This is a genomic window from Tepidimonas charontis, from assembly GCF_007556685.1.
GTDB lineage: Bacteria > Pseudomonadota > Gammaproteobacteria > Burkholderiales > Burkholderiaceae_C > Tepidimonas > Tepidimonas charontis.
Genome location: NZ_VJON01000011.1, coordinates 21,714 through 38,961 on the forward strand (window position 1 = coordinate 21,714; position 17,248 = coordinate 38,961).

Annotated in this window: 15 protein-coding genes and 1 other RNA gene; 8 read left to right on the plus strand and 8 right to left on the minus strand. The window is 67.1% G+C overall.

The annotated features are described in order from the left end of the window. Positions 1-114 precede the first annotated feature (114 nt). From phoU to phoR, 3 genes are read left to right on the plus strand one after another with little or no spacing between them, the layout of a single operon-like run. A complete protein-coding gene (gene phoU, locus Tchar_RS04920) occupies positions 115-816 on the plus strand; it encodes a phosphate signaling complex protein PhoU (protein WP_144327967.1) in 702 nt (233 codons plus the stop codon). Continuing rightward, positions 813-1,532, plus strand: a complete 720-nt coding sequence (gene phoB / locus Tchar_RS04925; protein ID WP_144327968.1) for a phosphate regulon transcriptional regulator PhoB — start codon at positions 813-815, stop codon at positions 1,530-1,532. Before phoU ends, phoB begins: the two co-directional genes overlap by 4 nt. A gap of 43 nt (positions 1,533-1,575) precedes the next feature. Then, entirely contained in the window at positions 1,576-2,925 is a 1,350-nt protein-coding gene (phoR, locus tag Tchar_RS04930; RefSeq protein WP_144327969.1) for a phosphate regulon sensor histidine kinase PhoR, read from the plus strand. Here the strand turns inward: phoR and Tchar_RS04935 are convergent. The 5 genes from Tchar_RS04935 to ffs form a co-directional block, all read right to left on the minus strand. After that, entirely contained in the window at positions 2,922-4,613 is a 1,692-nt protein-coding gene (locus Tchar_RS04935) for a hypothetical protein (protein ID WP_144327970.1), read from the minus strand. The genes phoR and Tchar_RS04935 overlap by 4 nt on opposite strands. A 146-nt stretch (positions 4,614-4,759) precedes the next feature. Further along, entirely contained in the window at positions 4,760-5,014 is a 255-nt protein-coding gene (locus Tchar_RS04940) for a type B 50S ribosomal protein L31 (protein ID WP_144327971.1), read from the minus strand. Between the two features lie 90 nt (positions 5,015-5,104). Then, complete coding sequence (gene rho / locus Tchar_RS04945; protein WP_144327972.1) at positions 5,105-6,370, minus strand: transcription termination factor Rho; 1,266 nt, start codon at positions 6,368-6,370, stop codon at positions 5,105-5,107. A gap of 269 nt (positions 6,371-6,639) precedes the next feature. Then, the gene (gene trxA, locus Tchar_RS04950) at positions 6,640-6,972 is read right to left on the minus strand and encodes a thioredoxin TrxA (protein ID WP_144327973.1); all 333 of its coding nucleotides are present in this window, start codon (positions 6,970-6,972) and stop codon (positions 6,640-6,642) included. 45 nt (positions 6,973-7,017) lie between these two features. Beyond that, an RNA gene (ffs, locus tag Tchar_RS04955) (signal recognition particle sRNA small type) lies at positions 7,018-7,114 on the minus strand. Between the two features lie 92 nt (positions 7,115-7,206). On the opposite strand from ffs, the gene dnaX reads away from it, so the two are divergent. The 5 genes from dnaX to ligA all read left to right on the plus strand — a co-directional run bounded on the left by dnaX (position 7,207) and on the right by ligA (position 13,202). Continuing rightward, positions 7,207-8,964 (plus strand): DNA polymerase III subunit gamma/tau, encoded by a 1,758-nt coding sequence (gene dnaX / locus Tchar_RS04960; RefSeq protein ID WP_144327974.1) that lies wholly within the window; start codon positions 7,207-7,209, stop codon positions 8,962-8,964. Between the two features lie 23 nt (positions 8,965-8,987). Next, positions 8,988-9,320, plus strand: coding sequence for a YbaB/EbfC family nucleoid-associated protein (locus tag Tchar_RS04965; RefSeq protein ID WP_144327975.1), 333 nt, complete (start codon positions 8,988-8,990; stop codon positions 9,318-9,320). A gap of 19 nt (positions 9,321-9,339) precedes the next feature. Then, positions 9,340-9,939 (plus strand): recombination mediator RecR, encoded by a 600-nt coding sequence (gene recR, locus Tchar_RS04970; protein WP_144327976.1) that lies wholly within the window; start codon positions 9,340-9,342, stop codon positions 9,937-9,939. A 116-nt stretch (positions 9,940-10,055) separates the two neighbouring features. Continuing rightward, on the plus strand, positions 10,056-11,042 hold the full coding sequence (locus tag Tchar_RS04975; protein WP_144327977.1) for an ABC transporter substrate-binding protein: 987 nt from the start codon (positions 10,056-10,058) through the stop codon (positions 11,040-11,042). A gap of 39 nt (positions 11,043-11,081) precedes the next feature. Continuing rightward, positions 11,082-13,202, plus strand: coding sequence for an NAD-dependent DNA ligase LigA (ligA, locus tag Tchar_RS04980; RefSeq protein ID WP_144327978.1), 2,121 nt, complete (start codon positions 11,082-11,084; stop codon positions 13,200-13,202). On the opposite strand, the gene Tchar_RS04985 is transcribed toward ligA, so the two are convergent. The 3 genes from Tchar_RS04985 to map form a co-directional block, all read right to left on the minus strand. After that, positions 13,192-13,578 (minus strand): hypothetical protein, encoded by a 387-nt coding sequence (locus tag Tchar_RS04985; protein WP_236640241.1) that lies wholly within the window; start codon positions 13,576-13,578, stop codon positions 13,192-13,194. The two genes, ligA and Tchar_RS04985, sit on opposite strands and share 11 nt — an antisense overlap. Before the next feature lie 66 nt (positions 13,579-13,644). Further along, complete coding sequence (locus Tchar_RS04990) at positions 13,645-16,329, minus strand: [protein-PII] uridylyltransferase (RefSeq protein WP_144327979.1); 2,685 nt, start codon at positions 16,327-16,329, stop codon at positions 13,645-13,647. Between the two features lie 64 nt (positions 16,330-16,393). After that, complete coding sequence (map, locus tag Tchar_RS04995; protein ID WP_144327980.1) at positions 16,394-17,209, minus strand: type I methionyl aminopeptidase; 816 nt, start codon at positions 17,207-17,209, stop codon at positions 16,394-16,396. Between the last annotated feature and the right edge of the window lie 39 nt (positions 17,210-17,248).

The following is a 17,248-nucleotide window of genomic DNA, read 5'->3' on the forward strand; positions in this document are numbered from 1 at the left end:
GTTTGCATGGCCAGTCGCCGCGCTCAACCGTCAAACTGTCACGCAACGTTCACGGAAAGCGGGTATCGTATAAAGGTAGGTTTATTCATCATGACACACGAGGAGTGACGGCGGATCATGGAACGACACCTGTCCAGCCAATTCGACGAGGAGCTCAACCACATTTCGTCCAGCGTGCTGGAGATGGGTGGCCTGGTCGAAACCCAGTTGCGGCAAGCCATGCGTGCGCTGCACCAGCTCGACACGCAGGCCACCCAGGTGGTGCTGGATTTGGAGGAGCGCGTCAACCGGCTCGAGGTCGAGATCGACGCCGAGATCACCTCGGTGATGTGCCGCCGCCAGCCCACTGCGCGTGACCTGCGCCTGCTGGTGGGCGTGTCGCGTGTGATCGTGAATCTGGAGCGTGCCGGTGACGAAGCGGCGCGGGTGGCGCGCATGACGCGTGACTTCGTGGCCGCCGGCGCGCCGCGCGTGCTGCCCCTGGACGATCTGGTGCACGCCGCCACGTTGGCGGCGGGTTCGATTCGTGCCGCCCTTGATGCGTTCGCGCGCCTGGACGTGCCGGCTCTGTTGCAGGTGATCGACACCGACGATCGCATCGACGTCGTCTACGAGGGCTTTTTGCGCAAGCTCATCACCTTCATGATGGAGGATCCGCGCCTGATCACGCCGTGCCTGAACCTGACTTTTCTGGCCAAGGCCATCGAGCGTATCGGTGACCACGCCAAAAATATCGCCGAGGCCGGGGTCTATGTGGCCGTGGGTAAGGATATCCGGCACGTCTCGCCGCAGGAACGGGAGTCGGCGCTGAAATGAGAAAACTGCCCCGTGTGCTGGTGGTGGAGGACGAGCCGGCCATCGCCGAGCTGATTGCCGTCAACCTGCGGCACAACGGCTTTGCCCCGATCATCGTGTTCGACGCCGAGGCAGCGCAACGCGAGGTCGAGGCCATCCTGCCCGACGTCATTTTATTGGACTGGATGCTGCCGGGTGGCAGTGGTCTGAACCTGGCGCGACAGTGGCGGGCGCACGAACGCACCAAGGGCGTGCCCATCATCATGCTGACGGCGCGCTCCGAAGAGACCGATAAAGTGCAGGGGCTGGATGCCGGCGCCGACGATTACGTCACCAAGCCGTTTTCGACGCAGGAGCTGCTGGCGCGCATTCGCGCTGTACTGCGCCGGCGTGTGCCCGAGGCGGTGGCCGACCGCGTCAGCGCCGGGGCCTTGCTGCTCGATGCCGAGGCGCACCGCGTCAGTTTCGAGGGGCGCGAACTGCGCATGGGGCCCACCGAGTTTCGTCTGCTGCACTTCCTGATGAAACACCCTGAGCGGGTGCACTCACGGGCGACGCTGCTCGACCGCGTCTGGGGTGACCACGTCTTCATCGAAGAGCGGACGGTGGATGTGCATATCAAGCGCTTGCGCGAAGCCTTGGGGCCGGCGGGGGTGGCGCTGGAGACCGTGCGGGGGGCTGGCTATCGCTTCTCGGCGCGGCCGCTGCAAACCCAAACCGACGCCGCCAGCGCCTGATGTGCGCCGTGACGGCCGCTAATGGCGCTAAGATGAGTGGCGCATGCTGCGCTTTGCCGAACTGACACTGGTCGTGGTCGTGGGCACCGCGCTGGGCGCGGCTTGGCCCGGGGGGACATTCGCCGTCGCCCTGGGGGCCCTGGGTGGAGCGTGGCTGTGGCTGTGGTGGGATGCTCGCCGAGCACGGCGTCTGCTGCGTTGGCTCGACGACCCGGTGGGCGTCATGCCACCGGATCTGGGGCCCTTGTGGGACGATATCGCCTCGCGCGCGCGCCGCGCCTTCAAAGCGCTCAACCGCAAGGCGCGCAAGGCCAACGCCCGCTTGCAGGCGTTTCTGTCGGCGATCCAGGCCTCGCCCAACGGCATCGTTTTGCTGGACAAACAGGGCTGCATCGAATGGTGTAATCTGATGGCGGGTGTGCATCTGGGGTTCGATGCGCGGCGCGACATCGGCCAGCGCATCCGCAATCTGGTGCGCGATCCAGCCTTCATCGCTTACCTCAACCGCGGTGACTACCGTCACCCGATCGAGATCGAAGGGCGCGATGCACGCCCCGGCCACCCACAGCACATCGCGGTGCAGCTGTTTCCGTACAGCAAGGGCCGGCGGCTAATGCTGACGCGCGATGTCACCGCCATCGAGCTCGCCGAGGCGATGCGGCGCGATTTCGTCGCCAATGTCTCGCACGAAATTCGCAGCCCGCTCACCGTCATCTCGGGCTTCATCGAGACGCTGCAGACGCTGGAGCTCAGTGCCGAGGAGCGCGCCCATTTTTTGGCGCTGATGCAGCAGCAGGCGCAGCGCATGCAAAACCTGGTGAGCGATCTGCTGCTGCTGTCGCGGCTGGAGGGCAGTCCACCCCCCGACGAATCCGAGTGTGTGGCCGTGGCCGACTGGGTGTCGGAGGCGCTGACGCAGGCGCAGGCGCTGTCCAACGTGCTCCATGGGGGTAGTCAAACCTTGTCCGTCGTCGCGGGGCCGCCCAGGTTGGTGGTGGGGGCACGCAGCGAATTGCTCAGCGCCTTGGGCAATTTGCTGTCCAACGCCGTGCGCTACGCTGGTGCACAGGGCCACATCGACGTCGGTTGGCAGGAGCGCGCCGACGGTGGGCTGGAGGTGTGGGTGCGCGATGACGGACCGGGCATTGCCCCAGAGCACCTGCCGCGGCTGACCGAGCGCTTCTATCGGGTCGATCGCAGCCGCTCGCGCGAAAGCGGCGGCACGGGTTTGGGGCTGGCCATCGTCAAGCATGTCATCCAGCGCCACGGCGGCGAACTGCTCATCGACAGCGTCGTGGGGCAGGGCTCGACGTTTCGTCTGACGCTGCCGCCAGCGCGCATCCGACCTGCAGCCAGTGCCGAGCCGTCGGTGCCGTTGCCGCACGGTGGCTAATCGGCGCGCTCGAACACCAGCCAGCGTTCCCGGTTTTCACGCAGGCGCGGAATCTCGCTGCGCAGGCGCCAGCGCCCCGATTGCAGCCACGGTGAAGCCACCGGGTACGCTGCGGGGGCCAGCACCAGGATGGGGCAATCCGTCTGCCCGCGCGCGCCGACGCGGCGCACGGTCAGCCCGCCGTGGTGCTGCAGGCCCGCAATGCGGGCGCCGTCGAGGCCGAAGACGGCCACACAGGCCCCAGGCGGCACCATGGCCGCCACGCGCCGCGAAATCGGCGCCTGCCCCATGCCGTAGTTGAGCAACGGCAGCCACAGCGTCATCAGCAACAGCCAGTTCAGCGTCAGCCCGGACGCCGACAAGACCAAGCCTTTCCACAACGCTGGGGTGTGGCGTCCCAGCCGCCAAGCCACGATCAGCAGCCACGCGATGCTGGCCAGCGCAGCCGGGGTGAACAGCCAGGCGTCGAAGGCTGGCTCGAAGCCAGGCACCAAGCGTGCCACGTTGGCCGCGGGCTTCGGCGGTACACCGGTTTGCATCGCCACCCAGATGACCCAGATGACGATGGCGGCACCGCTGAAGAACAGCAGGGCAAACCAGTCGATCGCAGCCGCGACGCCGCGCCGCAGGGTCGGCAAGGCAAACGCGGCCAGCGCCGCCAACGCCGGCAGCGCCAGCAGGAGCGTGCGGTCGTCGCCGCCGTCGAGCACGGTGGCCGCGCCCGTCACGACCACGCAAGTCAGCGGCCAACCGATGTGCGGTTCACGCCAGCGCGCGCGCCAGCGCCATAGCGCCCACAGCGCCAGCGCCGCCGACGGCCAGACAAACCAGGCCAGCAGACGCACGAAGCTGTGCCAGCCTTCCAGCGTCGTCCATCGCGCCAAGCGTATGTCCCACAGCTCGGGGGCGCGCCCTGCCAGCCACGCCAGCCCAACGCTTGCGGCCAAGGCCGAGATACTGCCCAGCGCAGCGCCCAGTCGCATCCTGCGAGGCTGATACGGCCACCACCAGGCCAGCGCTGCAGCGGCCAAGGCCGCGCCCAGCAGCGGGGCGCCGGACAAGGCCAGCCCCCACGCTGCCCCCCACCATGGCAGCAGCAAGCGCGCGTTGCCGGCGGCCGCAGGCGTCAAGCCGCGCGCGGCGGTGTGGAACAACAGGGCGGCAAACGCCAACTGCGCAGCCGCTGGCGTGGCTTCGTGCGCGCGCAGCGCCAGCCCCAGGGTGGCCACCAGCGCCAGCAGCGCTGCGTCGGCCAGCGCCCGGGCATAGTCGGTGGGTGAGATACGGTCACCAAACGCCAGATCGATCGGCTGCGCAGCGGGCAAGCGGGCCAGGCGATAAGTCGCGTACCACGTGCTGGCCAGTGTGAGCCCAAGCAGGGCGATGAAGGGCAGACGAACCGCCAGCTCAGCGGGCAACGGCGGCGCCAAAGCCAGCGCCGCTGCTCCCACCCAGTAGGGCAGCCACGCCAGAGGGCCCGCCGTCTCTCCCAGGACTTCGGGTGAGAGCCACGATCCGCCGCCGCGCATGTCCAGCATGACGGCGAAGGCGGCCAAATCATCGGGCCGCCACGGGTCGCGCCCCACGAAGCCCGGTAGCACGAACGCTGCGACGATGAGCCAAGGCACCCAGCGCGGCAAGCGCCGGATGGCAGCGGCGGTCACGAGGGCGGGGGTGGGATGGATCACGGTCGGGCGAACAGGGCCACGGGGTGGCCCGGATTATCGAACGGCGGCGGGGGCGCATCCACCGTCTGCCCACGTCGTCGCCATCGCGCTCAACAAAAGAGCAGCCCGCGGGCTGCTCTTCGTGTGCACTCGAACGAGGGTGCCGTTTACTTGGCCGCGCGGGCGTAGCGATTGCGGAATTTTTCCACCCGGCCGCCCATAGTGTCCACGGTTTTTTGCGTGCCGGTGTAGAAAGGATGCGATTCGCTCGAGGTTTCCAGCTTGAACAGTGGCAACTCGCGGCCATCGTCCAACTTGATCGTTTCCTTGGTGGGCGCGCACGAACGAATGATGAACTGAGCGCCGTTGGAAAGATCGACGAAGCAGACTTCGCGGTAGTTCGGGTGGATGCCTTCTTTCATGATCGTCTGACCTACTGCAGTAGCCACGACCGGCCCATCCGGTGCACTTGCTGCAAAGCTCCGCATTATACGGCGCGACCGACCGTGGCATCAACCACCACGGCGCATCAGCTCGAAGAACTCCTGGTTGTTCTTGGTTTGCTTCATGCTCTTGAGCACCATCTCCATCGCCTCGATCTCGTCCATGTTGTAGAAGAACTGGCGCAGGATACGGGTCTTTTGCAGGATCTCGGGCGGCAGCAGCAGCTCTTCGCGGCGGGTGCCGCTGCGGCTGAGCTGGATCGAGGGGAAGACGCGCTTTTCGTACAGACGGCGGTCGAGGTGGATCTCGCAGTTGCCGGTGCCCTTGAACTCTTCGAAGATCACCTCGTCCATGCGGCTGCCCGTGTCCACCAGTGCGGTGGCGATGATGGTGAGGCTGCCGCCTTCCTCGACGTTGCGGGCGGCGCCGAAGAAACGTTTGGGTCGCTGCAGGGCGTTGGCGTCCACACCGCCGGTTAGCACCTTGCCGCTGGAGGGCAGCACGTTGTTGTAGGCACGCGCCAGGCGCGTGATCGAGTCGAGCAGGATCACCACGTCCTTTTTCAGCTCCACCAGGCGCTTGGCGCGCTCGATCACCATTTCGGCCACGTGTACGTGGCGCGCTGCCGGCTCATCGAAGGTGGAGGCGATGACCTCACCGCGCACCGTGCGCTGCATCTCGGTCACCTCCTCGGGGCGCTCGTCCACCAGCAACACCATCAAAATTACCTCCGGATAGTTGGTGGTGATGGCGTGCGCGATGTGCTGCATCATCACCGTCTTGCCGCTCTTGGGCGGCGCAACGATCAGGGCGCGCTGGCCTTTGCCGATCGGGGCGATGATGTCGATGATGCGGCCGGTGATGTTTTCTTCGCCCTTGAGGCCCTCACGCTCGAGCTTCATCTGTTCCTTGGGGAACAGCGGCGTGAGGTTCTCGAACATGATCTTGTGCTTGTTCTGCTCGGGCGGCAGGCCGTTGATCTTGTCGAGCTTGTTGAGGGCAAAGTAGCGCTCACCATCTTTGGGGATGCGCACGTCGCCCTCGATCATGTCGCCGGTGTGCAGATTGAAGCGGCGAATCTGGCTGGGCGAGATGTAGATATCGTCGGTGCTGGCGGTGTAGCTGGCGCTGGGGTCGCGCAGAAAGCCGAAGCCGTCGGGCAGCACCTCCAGCACGCCATCGGCAAAGACCTGTTCGCCCGCCTTGGCGCGCCGCTTGATGATGGCGAACATCAGCTCCTGCTTGCGCAGGCGGCTGGCGTTTTCGATCTCGAGCTCCTCGGCCATCTTCAGCAATGCCGAGACGTGCAAGGCCTTTAGTTCGTTGAGGTGCATGGAAAGACACTCCGAGCGGAGGAAATGCGTGAATGGGCAAATGCCATATGCACGCCGAAATCGGCCAACGCGGCCGAGGCGGCCACAAGGGGAAGGTTGGGGGCTTGCAGCGGCGTCGGGGCGGTCGTACGGCTTCGACGACGCGTGGATTCAACGGCGACCGACACCGCATCGGTGCCGGCCAGACGCCCCTTCAGCCTTGATTATGACACCAGGAGCGGCGTCCGGTGACGTGCGCTGTGCGCCCGCACTGTCGGCGCGTGCCGCGCTCAACTCAGGTGCGGCTCGATGAAAGCGGTCAATTGCGCTTTCGACAAAGCGCCAACCTTGGTGGCGGCAAGCTGTCCGTCCTTGAACAGCATCAGGGTCGGAATGCCGCGGATGCCGTACTGTGCTGGTACCGAGCGGTTTTCATCGACGTTGACCTTGGCGACCTGCAGCTTGCCCCGGTACGCCGCTGCCACCTCATCCAGAATGGGGGCGATCATACGGCACGGACCGCACCATTCGGCCCAGAAATCCACCAGCACCGGCGTCGCCGACTTCAGCACATCGGCGTCGAAGGTGGCATCGGTCACGTGTTTGATCAGGTCGCTGGCCATGGTGGTGGATCTCGGGTCGTCGATAACGTCAGATGGATGAACGGAGGTGACGAGCCTTGACCCCGGCACTGGCTACACGGTTAGGGCTGCTTGGTTCCCCACCTGACCCGGTTGGCCGCTTCCCCATGCGGGAAGGCCCGTCGCTTGCCATTGTATGACAGGATGGCGTACACCGGGGGCACTGCCGCGTGGTGGCGTCGCCAGGTGCGCGGGGGCACCGATAGAATCCAACACATGTCGTACTTGGTCCTGGCCCGTAAATACCGTCCGAAGACCTTTGCCGAGATGGTGGGGCAGGAGCACGTGGTGCAGGCGCTCGGCCACGCGTTGCGCACGCGGCGGCTGCATCATGCCTATCTGTTTACGGGCACGCGCGGCGTGGGCAAGACGACGGTGTCGCGCATCCTGGCCAAATCCTTGAATTGCACCGGGCCGGATGGTCAGGGCGACATCACGGATGCCCCCTGTGGCGTCTGCGAGGCCTGCCGTGCCATCGACGCCGGTCGCTTCGTCGACTACACCGAGCTCGACGCGGCCTCCAACCGCGGCGTCGACGAGGTGCAGACGCTGCTGGAGCAGGCGATTTACAAGCCGGTGCAAGGGCGCTTCAAGGTCTTCATGATCGATGAAGTGCACATGCTCACCCATACCGCCTTCAACGCGATGTTGAAGACGCTGGAGGAGCCGCCGGAATACCTCAAATTCGTGCTGGCCACCACCGATCCGCAGAAGGTACCGGTGACGGTGCTGAGCCGTTGCCTGCAGTTCAACTTGCGTCCGATGGCGCCCGATACGGTCGCCGAGCACCTGCAGCGCGTGTTGACCGCCGAAGGCATCGCGGCCGAGGCAGGGGCGATACGTCTGCTGGCGCGCGCGGCGCGTGGCTCGATGCGCGACGCGCTCAGCCTGACCGATCAGGCCATCGCCTATGGCGGCGGTGCGGTGCGCGAGGCCGACGTGCGCCAGATGTTGGGGGCGGCTGAGCATGAGTACGTGTGGGCCCTGTTGCAGGCGCTGGCCGAGCGCGATGCCGCGCGCGTGGTGCAAACGGTGCAGGACATGCGCCTGCACGGTGTGGCGAGCGACGCGACGCTGGAGGAGCTGGTGGTGTGGCTGCAGCGCATCGCCGTCCTGCAGTGGGTCGGTGAAGCCGCCGAGCCCGATGTCGAAGACGCCCGCTTGCGCGCATTGGCGCAGGCTCTGCCGCCCGATGTCACCCAGCTGCTGTACAGCCTGTTTCTGCACGGCCGCAGCGAGCTGGGGTTGGCCCCGGATGAGTACGCGGCACTGACGATGGTGCTGCTGCGGGCCTTCGCGTTTGGGGCGCCGGCGGCCCCCGCTGCCCCGAGGTCCGATGGTCTGGAAGCGGTCGCGGGCGGCGCACGGTTGCCCGCGTCGACAGCGGGTGGCATGGGGGCAAGCGCCTCAGCATCCGCTCCAACACCCGCTCCAACACCCGCCCCGACACCCGCCCCGACACCCGCCGGCGATGATGCGCCGACGAGGCAAGGTGTTGCCGCCGGCACCGCGCAAGCCGGCGTGCTGGCCGCCCATAGCGCTTTGGCGCCGCTCGACGTCGCCGATGCGGCGCGCTGGTGGGAGGGGGTGGTGGGCGAGTTGGAGGCCGCCGGGCGCGTGCAGGCGTTGGTGCGCGAGTTGGCGCTGCAGGCTGAATGCGTGCAGTGGGGTGACACCGGGGCGCGCCTGCGGGTGCCGCAGGCGGTGTTGAACCAAGATGGCGCGCGCGAGCGCTTGCGCCGCGCACTCGTCGACCACCTGGGGCTGGCGAGCGACTGGCGCCTGGAAGTGGAAGTCGGCCCCGCGCCACAGGCGCCCGCGCAGCGGCGCGCCGCTGCCCAGCGCGCGCGCTTGGTCGCCGCCGAAGCGGCGCTGCGCGCCGACCCGTATGTGCAGACGCTTGCACACGACTATGGCGCGACCATCGTCCCTGGTAGCATCGAACCCATCGGCGGCCCCCTGCCGTCGCCCTGATCGTTGGTTGAGGATACACACCCATGTTCAACAAAGGACAACTGGCGGGCCTGATGAAGCAGGCCCAGGCCATGCAAGACAACCTGCGCCGTGCGCAGGAAGAGCTGGCGACGATGGAGGTGACCGGGGAATCCGGTGCCGGCCTGGTCAAAGTGGTGATGACCGGCAAGCACGAGGTCAAGCGCGTCACCATCGACCCCAGCTTGCTGGCCGATGACAAGGACATGCTGGAAGACCTGGTGGCCGCCGCCTTCAACGCCGCCGTGCGGCGGGTGGAGGAGGCGACGCAAGAGCGCATGGCCAAGGTCACCGCGGGCATGCCCGGTCTGCCGGGTGGTCTGAAGTTCCCGTTCTGAGGCGGGTGCAGCCCGGTCCATGACACATGCCCCGCCGCGCCGCCTGCAGACTTTAATGCAGGCCCTGCAGCGCCTGCCCGGCGTCGGGCAGCGATCGGCGGCGCGCATGGCCTACCATTTGTTGCAACACGACCGCGACGGTGCCCTGCAACTGGCGCAGGCACTGCAGGAGGCCGTGCAGGGAATGCGGCACTGTGTGCTGTGCCATACCCTGGCCGAAGAGGAGGTGTGTCCCACCTGCGCCGACCCAACACGCGATGCCAGCCAGCTGTGCGTCGTGGAGACACCGGCGGATCAGGCGGCCATCGAGCGCACCGGCGCCTACCGGGGGCGCTATTTCGTATTGATGGGGCGGCTCAGCCCGCTCGACGGGGTCGGACCGGACGACATCGGTGTGCGCCCGCTGTTGCAGCGGCTGCAGGCCACGCCACCGGTGCGAGAGGTGATCGTGGCCACCAATTTCACCGCCGAGGGCGAGGCCACGGCACACGTCGTCACCCAACTGGCCAGCGCCCTGGGGCTGCATGTCACGCGTCTGGCGCGTGGGGTGCCCGTGGGCAGCGAACTGGAGTATGTGGATCTGGGCACCATTGCCCACGCGCTGGCGGACCGGCGCTGAGGCCCCGCTGCGGGTTGACCCCAATGGGGCAGTTCCCGATGGTCGCACCCCAATCATGGGCATAAGCTTGTCGCCGATGGCCCTGTGTTGCAGGGGTCGCATGGGGTGTTTGGGCCATGAATCGGCGGCAGTTCGTCCACGCAGCCGTTCTGACGGTGGGGACGCTGGGGACGGTGCGTCGCGCCGGGGCGGCGCAGCGGGTCCACGTCACGCTCGTCAGCCCGTGTACGGTGCCGTGTTTGCCGCTGCATCTGGCCCGGCGCTTGGGGTTTTACGAGGCGGAGGGGCTCACCGTCGCGCTCGAGGTCGATGATCGAGCCGATAACACGCCGGGTGCGGGCGCACGGGTGTACGCGTGTACATTCGATGCGCTCGTCGAGGCGCACGCCCGCGCTCAACCACGGCTGATCTTCGCGGCGCTGACGCGCACCCCCCAGGTGGCCATTGGCTGGCACAGCGATGCGGCACTGCGTGTGCCGGCAGCGCAACGCCGGCCTGGGGGGGCGGTGGGAGTTCTGGCCGGTGACGGCATGGCGCGCTTGGCGCTGGCGCATTGGTGGCGTCTCAATGGCGCAGCCAGTGACGCGGTGGCGCCCGTGCTGTATGCCACGCCCGATGCGCTGGAGCAGGACGTGCTGAGCCGGCGCGTGGACGCCGTCTGTGTCGGTGACCCGCTGCTGACGCGCCTGCAGCGCATGGGTGTGCTGTATCTGTTGACGGATATGCGCGATCCCGAGCACAGTCAACGCCTGTTCGGCGGTTCGGTGATCGGCGTTGCACTGAGTGCCGCCCCAGCGGTGCTGGCCGCCCATCAGCCCGAGTTGCAAGCGCTGGCGCGCGCCGTGCAGCGCAGCCTGCGCTGGTTGCAAACGGCCAGTCCGATGGACTTGGCGGCGCACGCCGATCTGTTCGATCTGGCCCATGATCGCGCGTTGTTTCTCACTGTCTTGGAGCACGCCCGGGCCTCGTTCGTGACCGATGTGCTGCCCCAGGCGGCGGCGGTGCGCCGCACGCTGCGCTGGCTGTACCCGGATGTGGGGCAACACATGCCGACGCTGGAGCCCGGACGCTGGTTTACCGCACGCGTGGCGCCCGAGGCCTGAGCGCGGCGGCGGGTGGGCCGCCGTCGGATAATCTCAGCTGTGAGCACTGCCGATTTCACCCCTGCTGCCGCGGGCGCCGCGCCGACGGCGCCCGCCGACGCCGATGCGGCCGAGCGCGCGCGCGCCGAGACCTTGCGCGCGCTGCTGAATTACCATGCCTGGCGCTACTATGTGCTGGACGACCCCGAAATTCCCGATGCCGAATACGACCGGCTGTTTGCCGAGCTGCAAGCCATCGAGGCACGGCACCCCGACTGGGTGACCCCCGATTCGCCGACCCAGCGCGTCGGCGGTCGCCCACTGGAGGCTTTTGCCACCGTGCGCCACCGGGTGCCGATGCTGAGCATCCGCACCGAGACCGACACCGACGCGGCCGCGGCGCTGGCCTTCGATGCGCGTATCCGCAAAGAGCTCGGCCTGGGGCCGGATGATCCGCCGGTGACCTATGTCGCTGAGCCCAAGTTCGACGGTTTGGCGATCAGCCTGCGCTACGAGGCCGGGGTGTTGGTGTGCGCGGCCACGCGTGGTGACGGTGAAACCGGGGAGGATGTGACGCACACCATTCGCACCATCGGCCAGATTCCGTTGCGCGTGCGTGGTGCCGGGGCTGCGGTGCTGCAGTTGGAAGTGCGCGGCGAGGTGTATATGCGGCGTGACGCGTTCGAGGCGCTCAATGCACGCCAGCGCGCGGCCGGCGAGAAGACCTTCGTCAACCCGCGTAATGCGGCGGCCGGGGCGGTGCGTCAGCTCGACCCGACGGTGGCGGCCTCGCGCCCGCTGAGCTTCTTTGCGTACGGGGTGGGCGAGGTGAGCCCGCCCGAAGCCGGTGGACCGCGTTGGGCCACCCATTGGGAGGTGTTGCAGACCTTGCGTGAGTGGGGTTTTCCGGTATCGGAATGGGCGCGGCGCTGCAGCGGCGGACAGGCACTGGCCGACTACCATCGTGAGATGGGCGAGCGCCGTGACCAGCTGCCCTACGACATCGACGGCGTCGTCTACAAGGTGGACCGGCTCGACTGGCAGCAGCGGCTGGGCTTCGTGACGCGCGAGCCACGCTGGGCCATTGCGCACAAATACCCGGCGCAGGAGCAGCTCACGCGCGTGCTGGCCATCGAGGTGCAGGTGGGGCGCACCGGCAAGCTCACGCCGGTGGCCAAGTTGGAGCCGGTATTCGTGGGCGGCGTGACGGTGACCAACGCCACCCTGCACAACGCCGACGAAGTCGCGCGCAAGGACGTGCGCGTGGGTGACACCGTGATCGTGCGCCGCGCTGGCGACGTGATTCCCGAAGTGGTGGCGGTGGCCCCACCATTGCCCGAGCCGCGCGGCGCGCCCTTTCGTATGCCCACCCACTGCCCGGTGTGTGGCTCGGCCGTGGTGCGCGAAGAAGGCGAAGTCGATCACCGCTGCACCGGTGGGCTGTATTGCCCGGCGCAGCGCAAGCAGGCCATTTTGCACTTCGCACAGCGGCGCGCGATGGATATCGAGGGCTTGGGCGAGAAGTTGGTCGATCAACTGGTGGACGCCGGGCTGGTGCGCACCGTGGCCGATTTGTATCGCCTGGGCCTGACCGCCTTGGTGGGGCTGGATCGCATGGCCGAAAAGTCGGCTTCCAACGTCCTGGCGGCGATCGAGGCGTCGAAGACCACCACGCTGGCGCGTTTTTTGTTTGCCCTGGGCATTCGGCACGTGGGCGAGCGCACGGCGCGCGATCTGGCGCGCCACTTCGGCACGCTGGAGGCGATCATGGATGCGTCTGTGCAGACGCTGCAGCAAGCGCCCGACGTCGGCCCGGTGGTGGCCCGCAGCATTGCGACCTTTTTTGCCCAGCCACACAACCGCGAGGTGATCGAGCAGCTGCGGGCCTGCGGCGTGCATTGGCCGCAGCCCGATCCCGAATATGGCGCGCATACGCTGCGGCCGCTGGCGGGCAAAACCTTCGTGCTGACCGGCACACTGCCCACGCTCACCCGCGAACAGGCGCAGGCGCGCATCGAGGCCGCCGGCGGCAAGGTCAGCGGCTCGGTCAGCCGCAAGACCGACTATGTGGTGGCCGGTGAGGCCGCTGGCAGCAAGCTCGACAAAGCGCGCGAGCTCGGCGTGCCCGTCATCGACGAAGCCGGCTTGTTGGCGTTGTTGAACGCTGCCGTCAGTCCTTGAAACGATAGTGATCGCGGTTGAGTACGGCAGCCACCGCCGTCACCTCTTCGGGCCACATCTGCAAGTTGAGCGCACTATTGCACTGCTCGACCATGCCGCGCAGCAAACCGGCGGTGTTGACGCGCCCCAGCGGACGGTAGATGGCGCTGCCGTCGCCACCGACTTTTTCGGCGTGGCATTGGCTGCAGCGGTGCTGGCGGATGAGCTGCTCGCCCAGCGCCAAATCGGCATCGCGAAAGATCGCGGGTATGTCGGCTTGGGCTGCCAGGGCCCATAGGCAGCCGGCAGCAACGGCGCCGTGGCGTATCGCGCGCATGGCAGCGTGCCACGGCAAACCATACCGATCCGCGCGCGGCGGCTGACGAGTCGTACGCATGGCAACACTCCCCGATGTGATGACGTCAACGTGGTCGCATCCGTTGCGCTCACTATAGCGACAAGGTCAGGCGTCGTCGAGTACCGCCAGCAATTCCTGCGTCAGCGCCGCTTGCTCGCGGGCCACGTGCAGCGTGGGGCTGCTGATGACGAAGGTATCCTCGACCCGCTCGCCCAGGGTGGTGACTTTGGCCAGCTGCAGCTGCACCCCATGACGCGTGAAGACGTCGGCAATGCGCACCAGCAAGCCCTTGCGGTCGCTGGCCGACACATTGAGCAGCCAGCGCTGCCCGCGCTCGTCGGGCTGCAGCTGCACGCGCGGCACCACCGGAAAACTGCGAACCCGCCGCGAGACCCGCCCTTTGCCCACCGACGGCAGCGGCGCACCAGGTGCCAGCGCCAGCGGCAAATTGCGCTCGACCATCGAGATCAGTTCGCGGTAGTGCTCCGCCAAGGTGTCGGTGGCGACCTGGAAGGTATCGAGCGCGTGGCCGTCGGCCGTGGTGTGGATTTTGGCGTCCAGAATCGAAAAACCCGCCTGGTCGAAGTAGCCGCAGATGCGCGCGAACAGATCGGGTTGATCGGGGCAATACACCAGCACCTGCAGGCCCTCGCCGGCCGGCGACAGGCGTGCGCGCACCACGGTGGCTGCAGCCGGCTGGGCGGTTTGCGCCAGCGCCCGCGTGATGTGCCGCGTATGCCAGGCGATTTCGTCGGCGCTGTGGCGCATGAAGTAGCCCACGTCCAGCCGCGCCCACAGCGCCTGGTGGGCTTGGTGCGGCAGGGCATGCAGCGCCAGCAGGCTCAGCGCCTCGCGCCGGCGGGCCTCGATTTCCGCATGCGGGTCGGGCGCGCCGCCGCCGAGCACGCGCAGCGTCATGCGGTACAGATCTTCCAGCAGCTTGGCCTTCCAGCCGTTCCACACTTTGGGACTGGTGCCACGGATGTCGGCCACCGTCAGCAGATACAAGCCGGTGAGGCGGCGTTCGTCGCCGACGCGGCGAGCGAAGGCGCGGATGACCTCGGGGTCGCTGATGTCCTCGCGCTGGGCAACGTGGCTCAGGGTGAGGTGTTCGGCGACCAAGAAGCGCACCAGCTCCGTGTCCTCGGCCGTCATGCCGTGCTGGCGCGCAAACGTCACCACGTCGCGCGCGCCCAGCACCGAGTGATCGCCGCTGCGCCCTTTGCCGATATCGTGGAACAACGCGGCCAAGTACAGCAGCCAGGGTTTGTCCCAACCCGCCGCCAGCTGTGAGCAAAAGGGGTATTCGTGGGCGTGTTCGGGCATGAAAAATCGCCGCATATTGCGCACCACCATCAGAATGTGCTGGTCCACCGTGTAGACGTGGAACAGGTCGTGCTGCATCTGGCCGACGGTGTTGCGAAAAGGCCACAGGTAGCGGCCCAATACCGAGGTCTGATTCATCAGGCGCAGCGCGTGCGTGATGCCTTGCGGTTGCTGCAGGATGTGCAAAAAGGTGCGGCGGTTGACGGGGTCGCGTCGGAAGGCAGCGTTCATGACCGGGCGCGCGTTGTACAGCGCGCGCAGCGTGCGTGCCGACAGCCCCTTGATGCCCGGTGTTTGCTGATAGAGCAAGAAGGTTTCGAGAATCGCCTGGGGCTGGCGCCAGTACAAATCATCGCCGGCCACTTCGAGCATGCCGCCGCGGTCGAAAAAGCGATCATTGAGGGGGCGCAGCGCTTGCTCGCCGTGTTCGTCGCGTGCCAGTCGCTCCTGGATGTTGAGCAGCAAGATCTGATTGAGCTGGGTGACGGCTTTGGCAGCCCAGTAGTAGCGCCGCATCAGGCGCTCGCTGGCGCGCCGTGCCCGGCGCGCGCTTTGTTCGCGTGCGCTGCCACTGACGCCGCCCGGTTCGATGCCGAAGGCTGTGGCCAGCGCCGTCTGCAGGTCGAACACCAGCCGGTCTTCGCGGCGGCGTGCCAGCACGTGCAGCCGGGCGCGGATGAGGCTCAAAAACGCTTCGTTGGCTTTGAGCTGGCGGGCTTCGCGTGCGGTGGCCAGGCCGCGGCGCGCCAGCTCGTCCCACGAGTGACCCAGCCCCGCTGCTTTGGCCACCCACAGGATGACGTGCAGGTCGCGCAGGCCACCGGGCGACTCCTTGCAGTTGGGCTCCAGCGCGTAGGGGGTGTTTTCGTAGCGCTGGTGGCGTTGTTGCATTTCGAACAGCTTGGCGCGGCAGAAGGCCAGCGGTTCGATCTGTTCGGCCAGCGCGTGCCCCAAGGCCACGAAACGGCGCCGGTCGCCCGCCAGCCAGCGGCTCTCCAGCAGCGCGGCTTGCACCGAAATATCGGCGGCCGCCTCGTCAAGGCACTCCCGTACCGTGCGCACGCTGGAGCCGATTTCGAGCCCCGCGTCCCAGCAGCTGCCGATGAAGCGCTCCAGCGCCTGCTGCAGGCACGCATCCCCATGCGGGCGCGCATCGTCTGGCAGCAGCACCAAGACGTCGATATCGGAGTAGGGGAACAGCTCCCCGCGCCCATACCCTCCGACCGCCACCAACGCCGCCGTGCGTGGCAATCCGCAGCCACGCCAGAGTGTGCGCAAGACGGCGTCGGTTAGCCGCGCCAGCCGGCGCAGCTGTGGTCGCACGCCGCGCGAGCGGGCACTCAGCGCCTCGATGGCACGCAGCACGGCATCTTTGTCGTCTCGGTAGCGCTGGCGCAGCGCCGCCACGTCGAGATGGGGCAGCGGCGTGTGGGGGCTGGAGCGGGGCGAGCGGGTTGGGTTCATGGCACAGCGCAGTCAAGCAAACCGCGGGCCACGGTCGACGCGATCGCCGTTGCCCGGTCAAACGTTACGCCGCAGCAGCGATGTCGACAAACGCAGGTGGGGCGGGCATGCCCGCAGAGACGGTCAGCACTTCGACGCCGGTGTCGGTGCACAACACCGTGTGCTCCCACTGGGCCGACAATGATCGGTCCTTGGTGACGATGGTCCAGCCGTCGCCCAGTTCGCGGATCTCACGCCGCCCTTGGTTGATCATCGGCTCGATGGTGAAGGTCATGCCGGGACGCAGTTCCATGCCGGTGCCTGGGCGACCGTAGTGCAGCACCTGCGGGTCTTCGTGAAAGCGCTGGCCAATGCCGTGACCGCAAAACTCGCGCACCACGCTGTAGCCTGCGGCCTCGGCGTAGCTCTGGATGGCGTGACCGATGTCGCCCAGACGCACGCCCGGCCGCACCATGGCGATGCCTTTCCACATGGCTTCGTAGGTGATTTGGCACAGGCGGCGCGCGTGCGGCGCCACCTCGCCGACCAAAAACATACGGCTGGTGTCGCCATGCCAGCCGTCCTTGATCACGGTGACGTCGATATTGACGATATCGCCCTTTTTCAGCGGTTTGTCATTCGGGATGCCGTGGCAGACGACGTGGTTGACCGAAGTGCAGATGCTCTTGGGATAGGGCGTGTAACCATTGGGCGCATAGTTCAGCGGCGCGGGAATGGCCTGCTGAACGTTGACGATGTAGTCGTGCGCCAAACGGTCGAGCTCATTGGTGGTGACGCCCGGACGCACGTAAGGGGTCAGGTAGTCCAGTACCTCGGCGGCCAGGCGGCCGGCACGCCGCATCCCTTCGATGCCGGCGGAATCTTTGATGGTGACAGTCATGGTGCGCGGTGGACGCGAATCGATGAGGGATAGCGCGGT